17 protein-coding genes are annotated in these 17,784 nt (G+C 49.2%); 5 read left to right on the top strand and 12 right to left on the bottom strand.

The features are described from left to right. Window positions 1-124: 124 nt before the first annotated feature. Complete coding sequence (locus HHL17_RS21670) at window positions 125-1,087, bottom strand: tetratricopeptide repeat protein (RefSeq protein WP_169226879.1); 963 nt, start codon at window positions 1,085-1,087, stop codon at window positions 125-127. Window positions 1,088-1,410: 323 nt separating this feature from the next. On the opposite strand from HHL17_RS21670, the gene HHL17_RS21665 reads away from it, so the two are divergent. After that, window positions 1,411-2,547 (top strand): cytochrome P450, encoded by a 1,137-nt coding sequence (locus HHL17_RS21665; RefSeq protein WP_169226878.1) that lies wholly within the window; start codon window positions 1,411-1,413, stop codon window positions 2,545-2,547. Here HHL17_RS21665 and HHL17_RS21660 read toward each other — a convergent pair. The 11 genes from HHL17_RS21660 to HHL17_RS21610 all read right to left on the bottom strand — a co-directional run bounded on the left by HHL17_RS21660 (window position 2,541) and on the right by HHL17_RS21610 (window position 13,404). Next, window positions 2,541-3,515, bottom strand: a complete 975-nt coding sequence (locus HHL17_RS21660; RefSeq protein ID WP_169226877.1) for a terpene synthase family protein — start codon at window positions 3,513-3,515, stop codon at window positions 2,541-2,543. The genes HHL17_RS21665 and HHL17_RS21660 overlap by 7 nt on opposite strands. A 94-nt stretch (window positions 3,516-3,609) precedes the next feature. Then, on the bottom strand, window positions 3,610-5,427 hold the full coding sequence (locus HHL17_RS21655) for a hybrid sensor histidine kinase/response regulator (protein ID WP_169226876.1): 1,818 nt from the start codon (window positions 5,425-5,427) through the stop codon (window positions 3,610-3,612). Between the two features lie 358 nt (window positions 5,428-5,785). Continuing rightward, complete coding sequence (locus HHL17_RS21650; protein WP_169226875.1) at window positions 5,786-6,250, bottom strand: MarR family winged helix-turn-helix transcriptional regulator; 465 nt, start codon at window positions 6,248-6,250, stop codon at window positions 5,786-5,788. Between the two features lie 61 nt (window positions 6,251-6,311). Beyond that, the gene (locus HHL17_RS21645; protein WP_169226874.1) at window positions 6,312-6,731 is read right to left on the bottom strand and encodes an SRPBCC family protein; all 420 of its coding nucleotides are present in this window, start codon (window positions 6,729-6,731) and stop codon (window positions 6,312-6,314) included. A 93-nt stretch (window positions 6,732-6,824) separates the two neighbouring features. Further along, window positions 6,825-7,628, bottom strand: a complete 804-nt coding sequence (locus HHL17_RS21640; protein ID WP_169226873.1) for a PhzF family phenazine biosynthesis protein — start codon at window positions 7,626-7,628, stop codon at window positions 6,825-6,827. Between the two features lie 27 nt (window positions 7,629-7,655). Continuing rightward, on the bottom strand, window positions 7,656-8,444 hold the full coding sequence (locus HHL17_RS21635) for a hypothetical protein (RefSeq protein ID WP_169226872.1): 789 nt from the start codon (window positions 8,442-8,444) through the stop codon (window positions 7,656-7,658). A 282-nt stretch (window positions 8,445-8,726) separates the two neighbouring features. After that, entirely contained in the window at window positions 8,727-10,625 is a 1,899-nt protein-coding gene (locus tag HHL17_RS21630) for a tetratricopeptide repeat-containing sensor histidine kinase (protein WP_169226871.1), read from the bottom strand. Between the two features lie 10 nt (window positions 10,626-10,635). Further along, window positions 10,636-11,379 (bottom strand): LytR/AlgR family response regulator transcription factor, encoded by a 744-nt coding sequence (locus HHL17_RS21625; protein ID WP_169226870.1) that lies wholly within the window; start codon window positions 11,377-11,379, stop codon window positions 10,636-10,638. A 145-nt stretch (window positions 11,380-11,524) separates the two neighbouring features. After that, on the bottom strand, window positions 11,525-11,953 hold the full coding sequence (locus tag HHL17_RS21620) for a hypothetical protein (RefSeq protein WP_169226869.1): 429 nt from the start codon (window positions 11,951-11,953) through the stop codon (window positions 11,525-11,527). Between the two features lie 158 nt (window positions 11,954-12,111). Further along, entirely contained in the window at window positions 12,112-12,618 is a 507-nt protein-coding gene (locus HHL17_RS21615) for a hypothetical protein (RefSeq protein ID WP_169226868.1), read from the bottom strand. 210 nt (window positions 12,619-12,828) lie between these two features. Further along, window positions 12,829-13,404: a DUF1579 domain-containing protein gene (locus tag HHL17_RS21610; RefSeq protein WP_169226867.1), complete on the bottom strand. Its 576-nt coding sequence runs from the start codon at window positions 13,402-13,404 to the stop codon at window positions 12,829-12,831. 135 nt (window positions 13,405-13,539) lie between these two features. Here HHL17_RS21610 and HHL17_RS21605 point away from each other — a divergent pair, with 135 nt between their 5' ends. From HHL17_RS21605 to HHL17_RS21590, 4 genes are all read left to right on the top strand, one after another. After that, window positions 13,540-14,028, top strand: coding sequence for a hypothetical protein (locus HHL17_RS21605; protein ID WP_169226866.1), 489 nt, complete (start codon window positions 13,540-13,542; stop codon window positions 14,026-14,028). Between the two features lie 138 nt (window positions 14,029-14,166). Next, a complete protein-coding gene (locus HHL17_RS21600; RefSeq protein ID WP_169226865.1) occupies window positions 14,167-15,060 on the top strand; it encodes a sugar phosphate isomerase/epimerase family protein in 894 nt (297 codons plus the stop codon). A gap of 12 nt (window positions 15,061-15,072) precedes the next feature. After that, the gene (locus HHL17_RS21595; RefSeq protein WP_169226864.1) at window positions 15,073-16,437 is read left to right on the top strand and encodes a Gfo/Idh/MocA family protein; all 1,365 of its coding nucleotides are present in this window, start codon (window positions 15,073-15,075) and stop codon (window positions 16,435-16,437) included. Next, window positions 16,437-17,522: a Gfo/Idh/MocA family protein gene (locus HHL17_RS21590; protein WP_169227228.1), complete on the top strand. Its 1,086-nt coding sequence runs from the start codon at window positions 16,437-16,439 to the stop codon at window positions 17,520-17,522. The genes HHL17_RS21595 and HHL17_RS21590 overlap by 1 nt, the downstream gene beginning before the upstream one ends. Window positions 17,523-17,784 lie beyond the last annotated feature (262 nt).

Raw genomic sequence — 17,784 nt, 5'->3', positions numbered from 1 at the left:
CATTTTCGAAATGCGGAAATTTCCGGAGCGTCGTTTTTTCCTTTTTCGATTGTCACAGCAAAGCTTTCTTATTGAAAAGTTAATTAATAACCTTTCAATAAGAAAGTCCTCCATTCGTCATTTATCAGCGGGCTGGCTTCAGACAGGATTGCAGAAAGTCGAGGTAAGGTTGTTCTTCGTTTTCAAAAAGTTTTTCTCCGCCCAGCATATGGGCGCGCAGAAGATATTCACGGGCATCCCAGTGTTCTTCCAGCTCCAGCAGCACTTCTCCGATGCGCATCAATACAAAGGCGTTGGTTTGTCCGTCTTCCGCAGTATTGGACCTGGCAGCTTCGAGGTAAGGCAATGCCTGGTGGTAGTCCCGCATCAGAAAAAAAGCATCGCCGATGGCGGCATTTAAGGTAAGGCTCTGGCCAAATGCCGGTTGTGGATCAGGAATCTGCTTTAACGCCCGTATCCATGCCCGGGCCGCCTTTTCATAATTACCTGCTGCGAAGGCGCTGTGGCCCTGCTGAAGGAGTGGTTGCATATGATCTACAATGAACGGATGCAGTTCAAATGGTTCGGGTGCGGGGTGCTGCATCGGTTGCAACACTTCCTGCTGAAAATGTTCCATCACAATATCATCATTCATCTGTGGATTGGTAAAGAGTTCCCAGTAAAATGCCGGCAGTCCTTTGAAGTCCCATTTGCGTGCGCCGTAGCTGCGTACCATCCGCAGGATGGTCCTGGCTTCAGTGGGTTTGTGCAGATAGAGCAGCGAAGCGGCGAATAAGATGTATGGCCTTGGTTCATGAGCAGGTTCCTGACTGGATTCAATATCCGCTACCCAGAGGCCCGCAATGTTACTGGCTTCCTGGATACGGCCTGCATCCAGCAAACGTAGCAGATGATCGTTGAGTACCATCAGGGTACAGTTGGTGTTGAATCTGGGTGCTGGTATCAAGGCCCATGCAGCAGCTGTTTTGTCGGCCGCCAGCCGAATGTCGGTGCCCTGCAGGGTGGCAGCTTCCTGCAGAAGCTCGTGCAGCATATTTTCCAGTGCGTTGGGCAATGGTACCGTTTTTCTGATTTTTCTCTTTACCATAGATGCTGAGGTAGGTGTAAACAATACCTGAAATTAACACATAATTTAAGGGATGGTTGTCAATTACGATCAACAGTAAACAAGCATAACATGCGCTTAACAGGGATTACTCGTAAAGGGGCTATGATTAACGCTCGGTTAACAGTGCTGCTATGATGTGATATATAGTAATGCAAGTTGTATTTTGTTTATTGTACCGATAAATGTTTATCACCGTTTTCTGTTATCATCGTTATTCATATACCAGCGGCCACTGCATGTGATGGCCGCACAAACGATTGTCACTTATGATTTCTCCTAATTCAATTCCCTGGTTTGCAAAAATGAGAGCTGAAAACCCGGTCGTGTATGATCCGGAATTTGTTTTTTATTATGGTGTTAAAGGAGCATGGCAGATTTTTTCGCACAAAGAGGCGAAACAGGCCCTTGGCGATTACAACGCCTTCTCCAACTTGTTTATCCCTAACCTGGGACAGAATATTATGGGCAGAAACCTGAACCAGAGCGATCCTCCGGACCACAAGAAACTGCGTTCCCTCGTAGCCAGGGTGTTTGTACCATCCGTGATTTCCAAACATGCGGACTGGATCAGGCAACAATGTGAAGAGATTATTGAGCCCTGGCTGGAAAAAGGGGAGATGGACTTTATCCATGATTTCGCCATTGCATTGCCTAACCGTGTTATTGCTCAACTGCTCGGCATTCCGGCGGAAGATCATGCGCAGGTGCATCGCTGGGTAACCACCATTGTGACCAATGTAAATACGATGGAGGAAATGCAGGCGTCTTTTGCAGCACAAAAACAAATCGCGGACTATCTCGATAAGATGATCGAGATGCGCAGAGTGGAACCGAAAGATGATTTGATTTCGCATCTGCTGCAATCGGAGGTGAATGGGGAACGGCTCAATAATGATGATCTGCTGGGTACCGTAGTAGGTATGTTCCTCGCAGGTTTTGAAACAACGTCTTCATTGCTGGGCAACATCGCTTATACTTTCTCTCATCATCCGGAAGTGTTGGACCATTACCTGGATCATCCGGAAGATTTCGATAACATCATCAATGAAGTATTGCGGGTATTGCCTTCTGCCAAATCCATGACCCGTGTGGCCAAACACGACCTGGAACTGGGCGGGCAACAAATCAAAAAAGGCGACTACCTGAATATCTGGCTGATTGCGGCCAATCATGACCCGGAAGTGTTCCCTGAACCTGACAAGTTTGATTTCCGCCGTCCCAACCACGCAGACAGCCTGAGTTTTGGACATGGCATCCACTATTGTTTTGGTGTGCCACTGGCAAAGATGGAAACTGAAATAGCGTTAAAGGTGGTGTTCTCCCGTATCAGGAAGCTCCGGATTAAAGAGGGGGCCCGGATTGAAATGACGCCGAGTACAATTATCACAGGCTTTACGGGATTACCGGTCACGTTTACAGCCGTGGGCGTATATCAGTAAGGGTTATATCTGGGGGTATCAGTGATGCTCCAATAGAAGAAGCCGGCAACCATTGTCTCCAGTCCATCCACATAGATCTGTATCCTTTTGTTCAGTTCTTCCCCGAAGTCAGGAAATGCCGCCCTGCAGGATACAAACTCTCTGATTTCATCATCATGAATAGATGCCGCCATCAACACTGCCTCTTCAAGGGTAGTGTTGTGGTGGTATTTGAGCATCATCACCAGGTTATGCTCATCACCATGTTCCAGCTCCTTGCGGAGGGAGAACAGGTCGTTGGCCCAGCATACCACTCTTCTGGACAGTGCGGTAAGATGCACCATGTCCGGATGTTGCAGTACATACATGGGTAACCATACACCGGTGGCCAGTTCATTGATATCCGTCCCGATATTGGCTGCGGAGAAGAACAGGCGCATATGCATGTATTGCGCTACCGTAGGATGTTTCTCTCTGTTTTTGTTGTTTTTGGCTTCCCAGATCGCGGCTTCGAAGGTAGCCTGTACGCTGATCAGGAACTGTGACTGCCAGCTGGGCCTGCTCAGGGCGTCCAGCCGCACACAGATGTCGGCCAGTGCGTGAAAGAACTTGTTGTCGACGGGAGACACTTTGTGTTTAAGCACATAGGAGAAACCATCTATCAGCTGTTGCAGATAGTTCTCTTCACGGATGTAGGCGGTCGACGGAGTTACATGGTCCAGCTGTTCGTCCAGTACAAAGAGCCAGCTATAGAGGTTATCGATACAACACAACAATTCGAATCCCGCCTGCGGCATGGTGCGGCAGGTCATCCAGGCCATTTTGTACCGGGCGAAGTGGCGTTCTTCTTCCGGACTGTCCAGCAGCTGGTATTTGTGCAGGAATTCAAAGGTGTTGGATGCTACCAGTTCCACATATGGGCTAACGCTGGTAGGGAATGGGCAATACAGCCTCGGAATGACAATCTTAGCAGTTTCGGTTTGATTCATAAACAATGTGCAAACGGTGATAAACAAAAGGGTACCAGTCGCACTGGTAAGGTGCGAAAAAAGAAAGAAAAAACGGTTGATATCTGCTTAAATACTAATTTTTAACGATTGCTCCTGTAAGTAGATTTTTGACCAGCACGTCTATAAGGATATGAAAGTCGATCGGCTTGATCATATAAGCGCTGGCCCCCTCCAGCATGATTTCATCAATATTTGTTTCATCGGTATCAGCGGATGCAGCGATAACAGGGATGTTTCTTAAAGCAGGATTAGCTTTTAATTCCATCAGGACATCTTTGCCTGATTTACCCGGAAGGCTCATGTCAAGAATAATGGCGTCCGGATGATTGTGAGCTTTGAGCAGGGCTTCCTGGCCATTGTCGGCATGCATAATAGAGAAGCCGCGTTTGCTCAGCAGAAGCGACAGATAACGCTGGGTCATGACGTCGTCTTCTACCACGAGTATTTTTTTACCCTCAAAAGAGATGAGGTTATTTTCCTTGATTTCTACCGTAGCCGATTTTATTTCACCGGTGAACGGTACTAACGGCAACGCTACCACGAATTCTGTTCCGTCGTCCATTTCGCTGCGCACCTGTATGGTACCGCCGAGTATACGAACGAGGTGATGGGTGATATTGAGGCCCAGCCCGCTGCCTTCTGCAAAGTTGATGGTGGTGCGGGTAAATTCTTTAAACAGTGTGGCGATACGGTCCGGTGCAATACCCGCTCCCTGGTCTCTTACGGCGATATACCAATGTGTATCGTCCCGGTAAAGGCGCAGGAAGATAGATGTATTGCTGCGGGTGAACTTGATAGCGTTTACCAGGATATTATTAACGATTTTAGTCAGTTTGATGCTGTCCTCTACAATGGCCGTCGGAAAGGCTTCCTGTACTTCCAGTTCTATCTTTACCCGTTTTTCATTGGCGAAATACTGGTAGATGTTCACCACATTGCTGATCCAGCTATAGAGGAGGATGGGCTCTTTTTTAACTTCATCAAAGTTGCCGGTGTCCAGCTTGCATTTGTCCTGCGTATTGTTGATGAGGGTTTGCAGGTTGCGGCAGGCCACAAAGAGATCTTCGTCCACCTTTTGCTCACTTTTGGCTTTGTCTCTACCGGACAACAGTTTCAGTTGCGCGATGCTGTAAATGGCATTCAGCGGCGTTCTCAGTTCGTGGGTCAGCTCCCGTACATAAATATTTTTAGCGGTGACCGCTTTTTCCAGATCGGCCGTTCTTTCCTTTACCTGGTGCTCCAATCTTGTATTACTGTCGTGTAAATCCTGATTCAGTTTACTCAGTTGCTCGTTACGCACACTGATGGTATGAAACAGTTTGTCATTATAATGCACCAGATTTACTAATGATATAGACGTCAGCGTTAGTACGGTAAAAGCCGTGCAATAGTAGACCAGGCTAAGCATTCCCGGGCTGAAGTCCATCGGCGGCAAAATATGAAAGATGCGGTTCAGTTCCAGGAAAAGCAGTGTTGCTGCCGAAATAGCCAGACAGTAGGTCTGTGCAGCCCCTACCTTAATAAATGAAAGACAGGAAATCAACAGAAAAAGCGTCAGCCATATCGGATCTACTGCCACAGACAGGATACAGCCGAAATAGAGCGTCGATAAATTGATCGTTATCTGAAGGGTAACGCCGGCGGCTACATGTTTTCGCTTTTTATTCATATACATCACCGCCCCGAACAGGACATTGCCCAACAACGTCGCAATCAGAATACTCAGGTACCCGGAGTAAAGCCAATATGTAAAACCGAAGATTGAACCTAGAACGATCAGCACCAAGGTGACAATATTGATCTTAGTGATCCGGTAATTGAGTTCTTTTTCATAGAAGTTACTCCTACCTAAATGAGTGAGCGACCTGATAAAGACAGCAATAGCTTTCATCTGGATTGTAAATTTTTCTGGTGAGGTTACACTAGAGAAAATGTCATTAATGGTTACCCTGGGCGGCATTGGACTGGAGCCGATGATTAACTTCCATCCTGTATTTAGCTAAATTTAACAAAAACCTGTTACATAAATGATAAATATTTCCACATATTTAAAGATTAACAAAAAGCCTTTTGTAAAGTTAGCCGCTGACCTCGGATAATCTGAGGTAAAAATACAATATGTTATTGTAATAAACTGAAAACCAAATTTTTATTTTTAATATAGGGAGATAAAAAAGGCAACCATGACGGTTGCCTTTTTGTTAATGAGGTGAAATTTTACACACGCTAAAAGGAAGGATGCGACAAATTCAGGTGGTGGTATCTGGCATGATCAGCTGATGCAATTGCCGGTTAAACGCTTTGATGCCATTACCAAGCTTGCTGAAAAATGCCAGATCAAACTGCTCCACAACGGCAACGGCCTGCTTCGTGAGCTGTTGACCGGCTTCTGTCAGCGCTACGGCTTTGGCCCGCGTGTCGGTGGCATGTTCCCGGCGCACAATCAACCCTTTGGTCTGCAATGTCCGCAACACCGTGGAAGTGGTCATCGGATCTACCTTGCTATGCTGGGAGATGTCTATCTGCGTTACGCTTTCCTGGTGCTGCGATAGCCAAAGAAGATTGGCCAGCAACACAAATTGTGCGTGGGTGAGGTCCAGCGGGGCCAGGATGGCCCTGATCTCCCGCTGCCATAATGTGGTTACCTGCCATAACAGGAATCCGGAGCTGTCTTCTGCTTTCTCTACGCCAAAGGCGTTGTCATTTGTTTTCATACTTGCCGGTAGTTCGCTGTTCAAAGAAAAGATTTTTAACCACCAATTCAAAACAAAGCTATCAAAGCTTTCCGGCTGCTTCAATCTGCCGTTGTACATCTTCTTCCATGCCGGCTACAATATTTTTCATGACTATCTTATTCCATAGTGGAGCCAACAAACCTTTCATCGTCATGGTAACAGTCAGCTTTAACCCTTCAGGCGTTACTTCATACCAATGTTCACCATACATTTTGGCCAGCGGAAAACGGGTAAGGTCCCGGAAGTATTCATTGGCCCGCACTTCTTCCAGCTGGATACGGACTTTGGGGCCGCCCTGCGGCTGTAACGTAAAGTGCTGGCCGGTCTCAAAACGACCATGCAACTGTGAGGAGGTGACGCCGGTATCCCAGCTTTTCCAGTTATCAATGTCGGAGATGAGTTTCCAGATCTGTGCCTGTGTAACGGCGGTGGTAGTCAGTGAATAGGAGTGCTGTATCATATGGATTGTTATTATAAGTGCAAATATAATAAGTGTGCTTATTATAACAAAACAAATTTTTCTACCAGATAAAATGGTAAGGTGGGTAATCTCTTACAAGCTAATAGTAGCGGGCACTTCACAACATCCGGTGAAGTAGGTACGGGCATAACCGGCCATCTTTACAGTATCGCCCTCATCGGTGCAGTACAGGGTGCCGCCGCGGTCCGACAATTGCCTCGCCAGCATTTCCCTTTTATGAAGACGCTCGCTCCAGTAGGGAATAAGGGAGCAGTGGGCGGAACCGGTCACAGGGTCTTCAAAAATAGATGCCTGTGGCGTAAAGAAACGGGACACAAAATCGCAGTCCTGCCCCGGAGCGGTAATCACTACGCCGCCAGGGTCCAGGTTGATACGGTCCAGCAGCTGGCGGTTGACCTGAATATGCCGTATATCCGTTTCCGTTTCATACACCAGCACATAGTCCCGTGCCTTTAGTACGGCCACGGGCATACGGTCGAGGGACTCCGCTATTTCCAGCGGCAACGCTGCGGGCACGGGCTTGCGCGCAGGGAAAGTCAGCGCATAACGTTCTCCTTCAAAGGCCACTTTCAGTAATCCGCTGCGGGAGTGGAAATGCAGCGTATCACCTGCATAAGCATGCAGGGTACGGATGGCATGGGCGGTAGCCAGCGTGGCATGGCCACAAAGGTCCATTTCTATCTCCGGAGTAAACCATCGAAGGGCAAAGCCATCACCCTGCGGCAGGAAAAAAGCCGTTTCTGCTACGGCATTCTCGCGGGCTATTTGTAATAATAATTGGTCTGGCAGCCATTCCTGTAATGGCATGACACAGGCTGGGTTTCCGCCGAAAAGCCGGTCGGTGAAGGCATCTATCTGATAAAGCGGCAATTGCATGGTTTCTTCTATCTTATATATTGTCTGTTACTTCGTCTTTTGTGTCCCCTTATTCACGAGCCAGGCCAATCCGCCGATCGCAATAAGCAGGATGGGGAGGAATATGACCAGCGCCATTAATGCCTGTAGCCATATGGAATGAAAGAAGCCCAGGCTATAGAACCCGGCGCCAAGCAGCACCAAACTGAAAACCAACCAGCAGCCGATCAATATCTTATAGCTGGCGGACAGCGGTTGGGTTGGGCGGGTCTTCTGCTGATAATCCACCATCTCCGGCGTATTGCGGTAATGACCGGAGTAGTCGTAGAACTGCTTCCGGCCAATGGCTTCCCAGCCGGTGGTATCCGGGATGGCAGGCTTGAAGTATGCTTTGTTACCGGATACATGCGTGTAGAAGTCCAGCAGCTCGTCAATGAATTGGTTCACATTAACATAAAAACCACTGAATTCTTCCAGGTCGATGTACAACATTTTATCATGGGCAGGAACGGTGGCGAGATAAGCCCGCCAGTCATCATAAAGCGGCAGTAGTGAAGGGTAAACCCGCTCTACGTAGGACCGGTGGGCGGCGGCATTAGCAAGGGCTTCGTCCAGCGGTATCCGGATGTCAGTGTCTACATAGCTGTCCTCCGGCTCTTTGTCATCGGCTTCGTCATCCCCGCCGGCATACAAGGTCTGAAAAGCCGGCTGTACCTGCTCTATGTCTTTCCTTTTCAGTAACAGTAACCAGAAGTAAGCCAGGCTGTTATTGCCTTCAAACAATACTTCCTGTTGATCAGGAGCGGTCCTGATGGTTAAATAGGTCCTGTTGCCCATGTGTAATTGTTTGTTTCGGATTTGATATTATCAGCATACAAAAATCATCAGTCCGGATTGTAATCCCGGTTCACTGTAACCTGTTGTAAGGATACTACACTTTTCTGTGATAAACAATGTTTTGGGGCATGTGCCGTTCTATCCGCTGCCTGCGTCTGTCAACAGGTATTAATAATAATTGGTGAACCCGGCATTTGGTTCATTTCAACTAAAAAAATAATCTCATTTTAACGGTATGATGGCGGAATTGCCATGGCTGTCAGTATTTTTGCCATCGGTGTTTTAACACCGTTGTGTGGGAATAATAAGGGTAACGCGAACGCCTGTACGTCCTTCGGCGGCTTTGTCTGTAATGGTGAGGGAGGCCAGCTTGCCGGTTTGTATGCTCAGTATTTTCAGGCGTTCCTGTGTAATAATGCTCGACAGGGAGTTTTTTTCCTTGTTTTTGGCTGGCTGCAACCCCTGGCCATTGTCTTCAATAACGCAATGCAGCAGGTCTCCCTGCAATTGCAGGGTAATGGCAATATGCCCGCGATGGGCAATGTTACGCATGCCATGCTGAATGGCATTCTCCACAAACGGTTGCAGCAGCATGGGAGGGATACAGATACCGCTGCTTTCGTCAGGCGGAATGTCAATAATCGTATAGCTGAAGAGGTTATCGAAACGAACGGCCTGCAGACTGAGATAGTTTTCCAGCGCTTCGGTTTCCTGCTGCAGCCGCACCAGGTTGTGGCGCGAGTTCTCAAGATTAAGCCGCAGTAGCCGGGCGAATTTATTGAGGTATTTAACAGACTTTTCTTTTTCATCCCGGCGGATGAAGCTTTGTAATACAGACAGGGTATTGAAGATAAAATGCGGTTCCATCTGACTGCGCAGCAGTCGCTGTTCCAGCTCTATGCTCATTTTCTGGGTCACCAGTTTGCGCTGCCGTATCAGCAGGAAGGTGATCAGCAGGCCGAGTACCAGCAGGATGATGATGATCAGCAGTATGACCTGCTGCTGGCGCACAATAATGGCCTGGCTGTTATACTGCCGGCTCAGGTCCAGCGTCTTATGCTGTTGTACTTTCAGTTCGTTCAGCGCCTGTATCTCCACTATTTTTCTGAGCTGCCTGTCTTCCTGCTCTGCGAGGGCCATGTCGGCCGCGGAATCAAGATACCGGATAGCGTTTTTGTAATCACCGTTGTCATAATAAATCTGATGGATGGCATCGAAGGCGGTGCTCAGGTTACCGCTGTTATTAGCCTGCCGGGCTTTCTCCAATGCTTTGCCCAGGTACTGCAGGGCCAGCGGGTAGTTCTTTTTTTCCTGATACAGCTGGCCATAATTGATATACTCCTGGAAACTGACTTTATTGATTTTCTCTTTGATGTTAAACGCTTTTTCCATCAGGGCATGCCCCCGCGGTTTGTCGCCTGTTTTCTCATATAGGACGCCCAGCGCGCTATACACGGTGGCGAGACGGATGGTGTCGGGCTGCTGAAGGGCATATTGCAGGGCGCTGTCCTGGTATTGGAGCGCCTGCCGGTATTGATGGCGGCGTTCGTAGATGCGTGACCGTTCTTCCATAAAAAGAGAGAGCCGGAAGTAGTCATCGGCAATCGGGTAACTGTCCCGCGCCATCGCAGCGTAGGTTTCTGCTTTGTCATAATCCCCGAAGCGGAAGTATATCTCTGCTGCGAGGTCATATACGCGCCAGCTGCCGGTGTACTGATATTTTTCTGTCAGGGAAAGGAGGTGGAACAGCCGGGTAAAGGTGCTGTCATCGATTTTGCTGGCCAGCCGTACCTGTAGCAGTCCCAGTTGTTGCAGGATGATCAGCTCTGTCAGCTGACTGGTGTCCAGCGGCTTGATGGGCAGCATGCGCGTGAAACTATTGATAGCGGCCTGGTTGCTGTCGGCATACCAGTAGTGTATGCCTTCGAGATAGTAGTAATAGCCGCTGGCGACGGGGCCTGCCTGTAAGGCGCTGCTTTTGAGCTGTGTGAGCCGGTGGGTGGCCTGTGGACCGTCCCAGCTGGCGCCGGAATCAATCAGGTGCTGTAATTCTTTTACCACAGGTGAGGTGGCAGCGTCAGGAGAGCCTGGGCGCAGGGGGGCAGCAGGTTTGGGACGGCACCCGTAAATGGTGCCGCACAGACATATAAAAAGTAAAATCGCTTGTCGGCGGATATGCATGTACAATCTATTAATGGTCGCCCATCAGGAACTGCCGGACATATTCCCGCTTACGGGCGGAAACTGGTATCTCGGTGCCGTCTTTCAGGATCAGGATGCCATCTTTCAAAAAACGGTCTATACAATGATGATTGACGATATACGACTGATGGATGCGGATAAACCAGCTCTCGGGCAACAGTTCCTCATACTCTTTGATGGGGCGGGACACCATTACCTTTCTTTTGTCAGACAGGTGGAAGGTGGTGTAACTGCCATCGCTCTGGCAATACAGGATTTCCTCGAAAGGCACTACCTGCAGGTATTGAGAGGAGCGGAGCACGATCCGGTTTTGCAGTCCTGATTTTTTAGATTGCAGATGGTTGCTGGTGATGTCCATCTGGGTGCGGGTGTTGACGGGGCTTTCAGACAACAGCCTTTTCAGGGTGGCCATCAGCTCTTCCTCATCCACAGGTTTGAGCAGATAGTCAAAAGCCCCGAATTTAATGGCTTTGATAGCATGCTCATTATAGGCCGTAATAAATATAATGCGGAAATTTCTGTCGGGGAACTCCTGCAGGAGGTCAAATCCAGTGCCGTCGGCCAGTTCAATATCCAGCAGCAACAGTTCCGGTTCCGTATTGGGAATGATCACCCTGGCTTCGGCTATACTACCGCAACTACCCAGTACCAGGAAATCGGGGTAGCGCTTCATCAGCCATTCCAGGTCTTTACGGATGGCTGGTTCATCATCAATTATCAGCGTGCGGATCATGGTCTCGGATATGGGTTATTGCTCATGTTGTTAAAAGTAGAAAAAAATCAGGTATTACCGGGTGGTAATACCTGTAAGGTTATCAACAAAGAATAAAAGGCCGACAAAAACAGCTTAAACATAATAGGGTCTTCCGGAGAACAAACTATATATGACTGAACAATGTAGAAGCCGGTGCTGCTACGGTGTTCACCAGAACGTTTATTTCACTTTGGAAGTGTTCAAAAGTTTCCCTGCGGGAAGATTTAAACAACATCCTGATAAGCAGGAATCCTGCTATCACCGGAATAATGCCGCCAATACTGATCGTCAACTGCCGGTAAAACATGCTCAATGCTGCCGTACACAACACAAATCCTGTCAGCACGCCGCCTGCCAGCCACAACAACGGCGGCAGAAAATCCAACCGCAGATGGTCTTTTTTATAGCGCAACAAAAACCGGAAACCCCGATGCTGTACCACGATAACAGGAGCGCCTGTCAAAGGTTTCCATAACCGGGCGCCTGGAAAACGACGCTGTATTTCTGAAAAGATCTGTTCCGCACTTTTGGAGGCAGAGTTGCTGATTTTCATATGGATATGAATTCAATTGGCGGATAAATAGCGGACGTTTCAAAGATAAGGCCAGCTATTATCCCATAACCCCTGAATTAATATCCGTATGGGTTTTGTTTATATTCGTTTTTGATGGTCTTGCGTTTTGTTGCGATCGACCTTAAAAGGGGCCTTTTTTACCTTTTGGTAAACGTCAGATAGTCTCCCAGCTTCCAGGTGTTGCCATCCTGGCTCTTCTCATAAGTCATCTTAAACGATTGTGGAGAGAGCTTCTCGTAAAGGAAGCGCTCATACGATACGCCGTTTATTGGCTGGGGAAGCTGCCGGGTAAGCATGAGTTTACCGTCCTGCCAGCCTTGGGAGGAAAATTTCCGGTGCCCCTGGAAGTTATCGAAGATGTAGTCTACCAACTCGCCCGTTTGCTTGTCCACACCCCACATGGAAAGCGCTTTATAGCGGTTGGGGGCTTTGTCGGTATGTTCATATATGATCCAGGCGCTGTCCAGCGATAATTTGAAGCTAAGATCAGCGGCGATTTTGTTGCCATTGGCAAAGGCGCCGTTGCCGGTCCAGTTGCCGAGGAAGAACTGTACCATATCGGTGGGCAGCTGTTTGCCGGTTTGTGCCTTCAGCTGGGCGGAAAGCCCCAGGCATAGCAGGAGGGTGATGACGTGTGTTTTCATATGAGGGACTTTTTCATTAAAGACTGTTGTGGTGTTATTGGTGATCATTTCAAAAATAGATGCAACATGTCAAAAGATCAAATACGGGCCGGCTTTTTAACAGGACAATGTGTTGAATACTGGTTTTAAGCAGATGAGCGGACAAGAAACAGCAACGGCCCATGCCTTTGGAGCAGGGGCCGCTGGTGCCGGAAGGGATTTTACAATTAACTATTTCCGTTTGAAGAAGATCTCCATTTCCTTGAATTCTTTGCCGTTGGCCATGCGATACATCTCCAGGGTGTAGTTGTTGGCATCCTGGAATTTGATCACCTGGCGCAGTTCCATGGTTTTTTGTGTGGAGGGGTCAAATGATTTTCCCCTGTATACAATACCGTTGACGGCAGATTCCCATTTGCCTTCCATCATCATCATACCGGTGCCCATGTTGTCAATCCAGGTGTTGAGATACATTTTCCTGGCATTGTCATAGGCAGTGGTACCGAGGCCTTCAAAGGGCATGCCCATCATGTCGGAAGTGAAACGGCTTTCCTGGTAGCGGCCGCCCAGGATCATTTTGTTGGAGCAGCTGCCGGTAGCTTTTTCCGGGGCCGCGCCGGGACCTTTCCAGAAGGTCATGTCGGTGTTCCAGTCTCCTTCGGTCTTAGCCAGTTGCTGGTGTTCGGGGCCAGGCGTCATGTAGGCCATCCATGCCTTGTGGGCCGCAACGGAATCCATTTGGGCGGAAACAGTGTTAACTGTTAACAGGCAACCGAAAGCGGCGGCCAACACATACAGTGTTTTCATAGTCTGAGGTTGTTAAGCGTGAGTAATTGGGGTTCTTGAAGTATTGCAATTTAATTAATTAAGCCATGCGGCAAGACATAGGTGTTGTACCATACTATTTATTAATTGTATTTTCGATGCCGCAATAAAATCAAGATGAAGACAGCGTCCATTAACGAGTTGAAGAAAGAGCTGGCCTCCGTGCCTCCGGCGCAGCTGGCGGCATTGTGCCTGCGTTTGGCCAAATATAAAAAGGAAAACAAGGAACTGCTGACTTACCTGTTGTTCGATGCAGATGATGAACAGGGCTACATCAATGCCGTGAAAACGGAGGTGGACAATGGGTTTGAAGAGATGGTCGGCAGCAACCTGCACAATGCTAAAAAACGGTTGCGTAAAATCTTGCGGCTGGTCAATAAACATATCCGCTACATGGGCTCCAAGCCGGCAGAGGCGGAGCTGTTGATTTACTTTTGTGAGCAGCTGGTGGATTCCGGCCTGTTGCACCATCAGAGCACGGTGCTGCATAACCTGTACGCCGCACAACTGAAGAAGATTGTGAAGGTGGTGGTAGGGCTGCATGAAGATTTGCAACATGATTTCCGGCGGCAGGTGGAGCCGCTGCTGGAAGTACTGAAATCCTGAAATTCTATTATTTTGATATTTTAGTTGTTTAAAATGATCAAATAGAATATCAAAATAACCAAATATCAAAATATTTTTGGTTTCTCCCTGATAATGATTATTTTTTCCAACAGCCATTTTTTCCGGGCTTTCCACATTATGAAAAACACGCTGACGGGTCTATTCCTCCTGGGTTTTGCCACTTTTTTGCAATCGAATGCACAGTCTCCCGTGCAGGGTGACAAAGATGCTCTGCCAGCCCTCGGCATAACAGCCTCGGTGGACAGCGACAGCCTGGCCAGCGCCGCCGGTTTCCTGTACCTCGAGGAAACGGTCAAAAGGATACTGGCGCCTTCGGTAAGCGAGGAAGCGTTTGCCGCCAACCTGCAGAAACTACAGCATGCCCGTTGCCGTATACAGACCTGTAACCTGTTTATACCGGGGTACCTCAAACTGATGGGACCGGAGGCCAACGAAGCATGGGTTTTAGGGTATGTGGACACGGTCATGCAACGTGCTGAAAAGGCAGGTATCGGGCTCATTGTGTTAGGCAGCGGAGAGGCACGTAAAATTCCTGAGGGGGTTGACAGGCAGGCGGCGAAACAGCAGTTTATCCGGCTGGCCCGCAAAATGGCCGGCATTGCAGCAAAGCATAACTGCCTCATTTCCATGGAGAACCTGAATGCTACTGAAACCAATTTCGTGAACACATTGGCAGAAGGTATCGAGGTTGTGACAGCAGTGGACCATCCTAACTTCCGGCTTACAGCCGACATCTATCATATGTTGCGCGAAAATGAACCGGCGGCCAATATCGCGAAGGCCAAAGGCATACTGGTGCACTGTCATATTGCGGAACGGGAGAAACGTTCCGCGCCTGGTATAGAACGGCAGGATTTCCGGCCTTATCTGGCAGCCCTGCGGAGCATCGGTTATAAAGGACGGATCATGATGGAATGTAAATGGACCGATCCCGCTACGGAATATGCGCCGGCGGTGGCGTACCTGGAAGGGCAACTCAAAGAAGTGTATCATATCTCCGGAAAAAAATAAAATACTTGTACAATGACATCCACTAAAAAGACAAGGCGGGAATTTCTGCAACAATCCCTGATGGCAGGAGCAGGACTAACGATTACGGCTATGGGAATGCCTGCCAGCAGCTACGCCCGTATCCTGGGCGCCAATGACAGGGTAAACGTGGGGCTGGTAGGGTTTTCCGATCGTGCCCGGCAAGCCTTGCTGCCTTCTTTCTTCAGCCATAACAAAGAACTGAACTTCGACCTGATCGCGGTGTCCGACATCTGGAACCGAAGGAGGGAAGAAGGGAAGGCCTTCCTGGAACAAAAAACAGGGCACCAGGTACAGGCCTGCGTCAACAACGATGAGCTGTACCGGATTAAAAACCTGGATGCTGTCTTTATTGCGTCGGCCGATTTTCAGCATGCCTATCATACTATTGAAGCCGTTAAGAACAAGTGTGACGTGTACAGTGAGAAACCGTTTGCCGAGACCATGGAAGATGCCCGCAACGCGCTGAAAGCCGTAAAAGAGTCAGGGAAGATCATGCAGGTGGGCACCCAGCGGCGCAGTGGTACCAGCTACCATGCCGCGGCCAATTTCATCAAGGAAGGCAAGTTCGGCGATATCACCATGGTGGAGATGACCTGGAACGTAAACCAGCCGGGACGCTGGCGGCGGCCGGACCTGGTGAAGAGCATCCGGGAATCGGATACGGACTGGAAACGTTTCCTGGCCGGTCGCCCCAACGACAGCTGGGACCCGCGTAAATACCTGGAGTATCGCCTCTTCTGGCCCTATTCCTCCGGTATCTTCGGACAATGGATGACACACCAGATTGATACCGTGCATTGGTTCAGCGGTCTGAAACACCCGCGCAGCGCAGTGGCCAACGGCGGCATCTATATGTGGCACGACGGCCGCAAGAACCCGGATACGCTGACAGCCGTATTTGACTACGGTCCGGCCAACGAACCGGAAAAAGGTTTCCAGGTAATGTACAGCAGCCGCTTTCATAACTCCGCCGGGGGTACGAAAGAGATTTATTATTCCAATGGCGGCACCATCGATATGTCTACCAGCAAAATCAGCAGCACCGGCGGTCTCACCGAAAGAGAAGCCGCCGAAATGGGCATGCATGCTAACCTGCTGACCCCGATGACGCTGAACTCCCAGGAAAAAGTAGAGACCAGCGCCAATACCGGCGGTGATCCACTTACCAGCGCGCATGTGCGCAACTGGATGAGCAGTGTACGGGAACGCAAGCAGCCCAATGCACCGATAGAAGCAGCGTATTCGCATTCTATAGCGCTGATCATGGGCAACGCCGCTTATCGCACCGGTATGAAAGCAACTTTTGATGAAGCTACCCAGGAAGTGATGGTGGGTGGCAAAGTATTTAAGATGTGATGAAACAACTGTACCTCCTCTTGTTTTTAATACTGGCACAGGCCTGCGCTTCGGCGCAGGCATTGCGTGTGGCCGTTGCCGGTGTATCGCATGGCCATTCCGGCTGGATACTGGGCCGGGCCAATCATGATGATGTCCAACTGGCAGGGATATACGAAAAAGACACCACCCTTGCCGGCAAGGTGGCGCGGCAGTACCATATCCCGCAACAGCAGGTGTACCACGACCTGGGGCAGATGCTGGATGCTGTAAAGCCGCAGGCCGTACTGGCATTCGGATCGGTGTACAGTCACTGGGAAGTAGTGGAAGCCTGCGCGCCGCGGGGTATTCATGTGATGGTGGAGAAGCCGCTGGCTGCCAATCTCCGCGATGCGCTGGTGATGGACTCGCTGGCGCGGCGGTATCACATACATTTGCTGACCAACTACGAAACCAGTTGGTATCCCACAGTGGCAAAGGCTTTTCAACTGGTAGAAGATAGCAGTTTTACCGGCCATGTCCGTAAAGTGGTGATCCACGACGGGCATCAGGGGCCACAGGAGATAGGCTGCAGCCCGGCTTTCCTGGCATGGCTGACAGACCCGGTCCTCAACGGAGCCGGCGCCCTGATGGATTTTGGCTGCTACGGCGCCAACCTGATGACCCGGCTGATGAAAAACCGTGTACCCCTTGCAGTTACCGCCGTTACCCGGCAATATAAGCCCGACCGTTATCCTAGGGTAGATGACGACGCCACGATCATTGTAGATTACCCGGATGCCCAGTGTATTATCCAGGCTTCCTGGAACTGGCCTTTCAGCCGCAAGGACATGGAGATATATGGAGAGAAGGGGTACATCATGGCGGCTGACAAAAACACGCTGCTGCTGCGCAACCGGGAGTCAGCGCCGCCGGTGACCAGGCATATAACGGCAGCGGATATACCCGTTTATGAAGATCCGTTCAGCTACCTGGCTGCGGTAGTAAAGGGAAAAGAAACGCCGCCGCCCTATGGCTTGTATGCCCTGCCTAATAATGTACTGGTGCTGCGTATCCTCGAAGCAGCGAAAGAGTCTGCCCGTACCGGAAAGAAGGTGCTTTTGTGACTGCATCCTTTTCCTTGGCAGGGAAGGGATGCTGGTCACGGTCGTACGTTAAAAGTTTGTTTGTTTCCCCTTCACTATTCTTCCCCCAAAGAGCGACTGGCCATCTATGTTGATAACCAGTTTTTTAAGGTATCTCCAAAATAATTCCCCCGCTAAAAGATCGATTTATCAAATAAAAATATTAATTTATGTATGCAATGAAATCGATTGCATTTATTCCACCGAAATCTGAATCAAAAAACCCTCAAAACATGTATTATTT

It is taken from the genome of Chitinophaga fulva (assembly GCF_012927205.1).
Classification (GTDB): domain Bacteria; phylum Bacteroidota; class Bacteroidia; order Chitinophagales; family Chitinophagaceae; genus Chitinophaga; species Chitinophaga fulva.
This window is presented reverse-complemented; position numbering and strand designations above follow the sequence as displayed.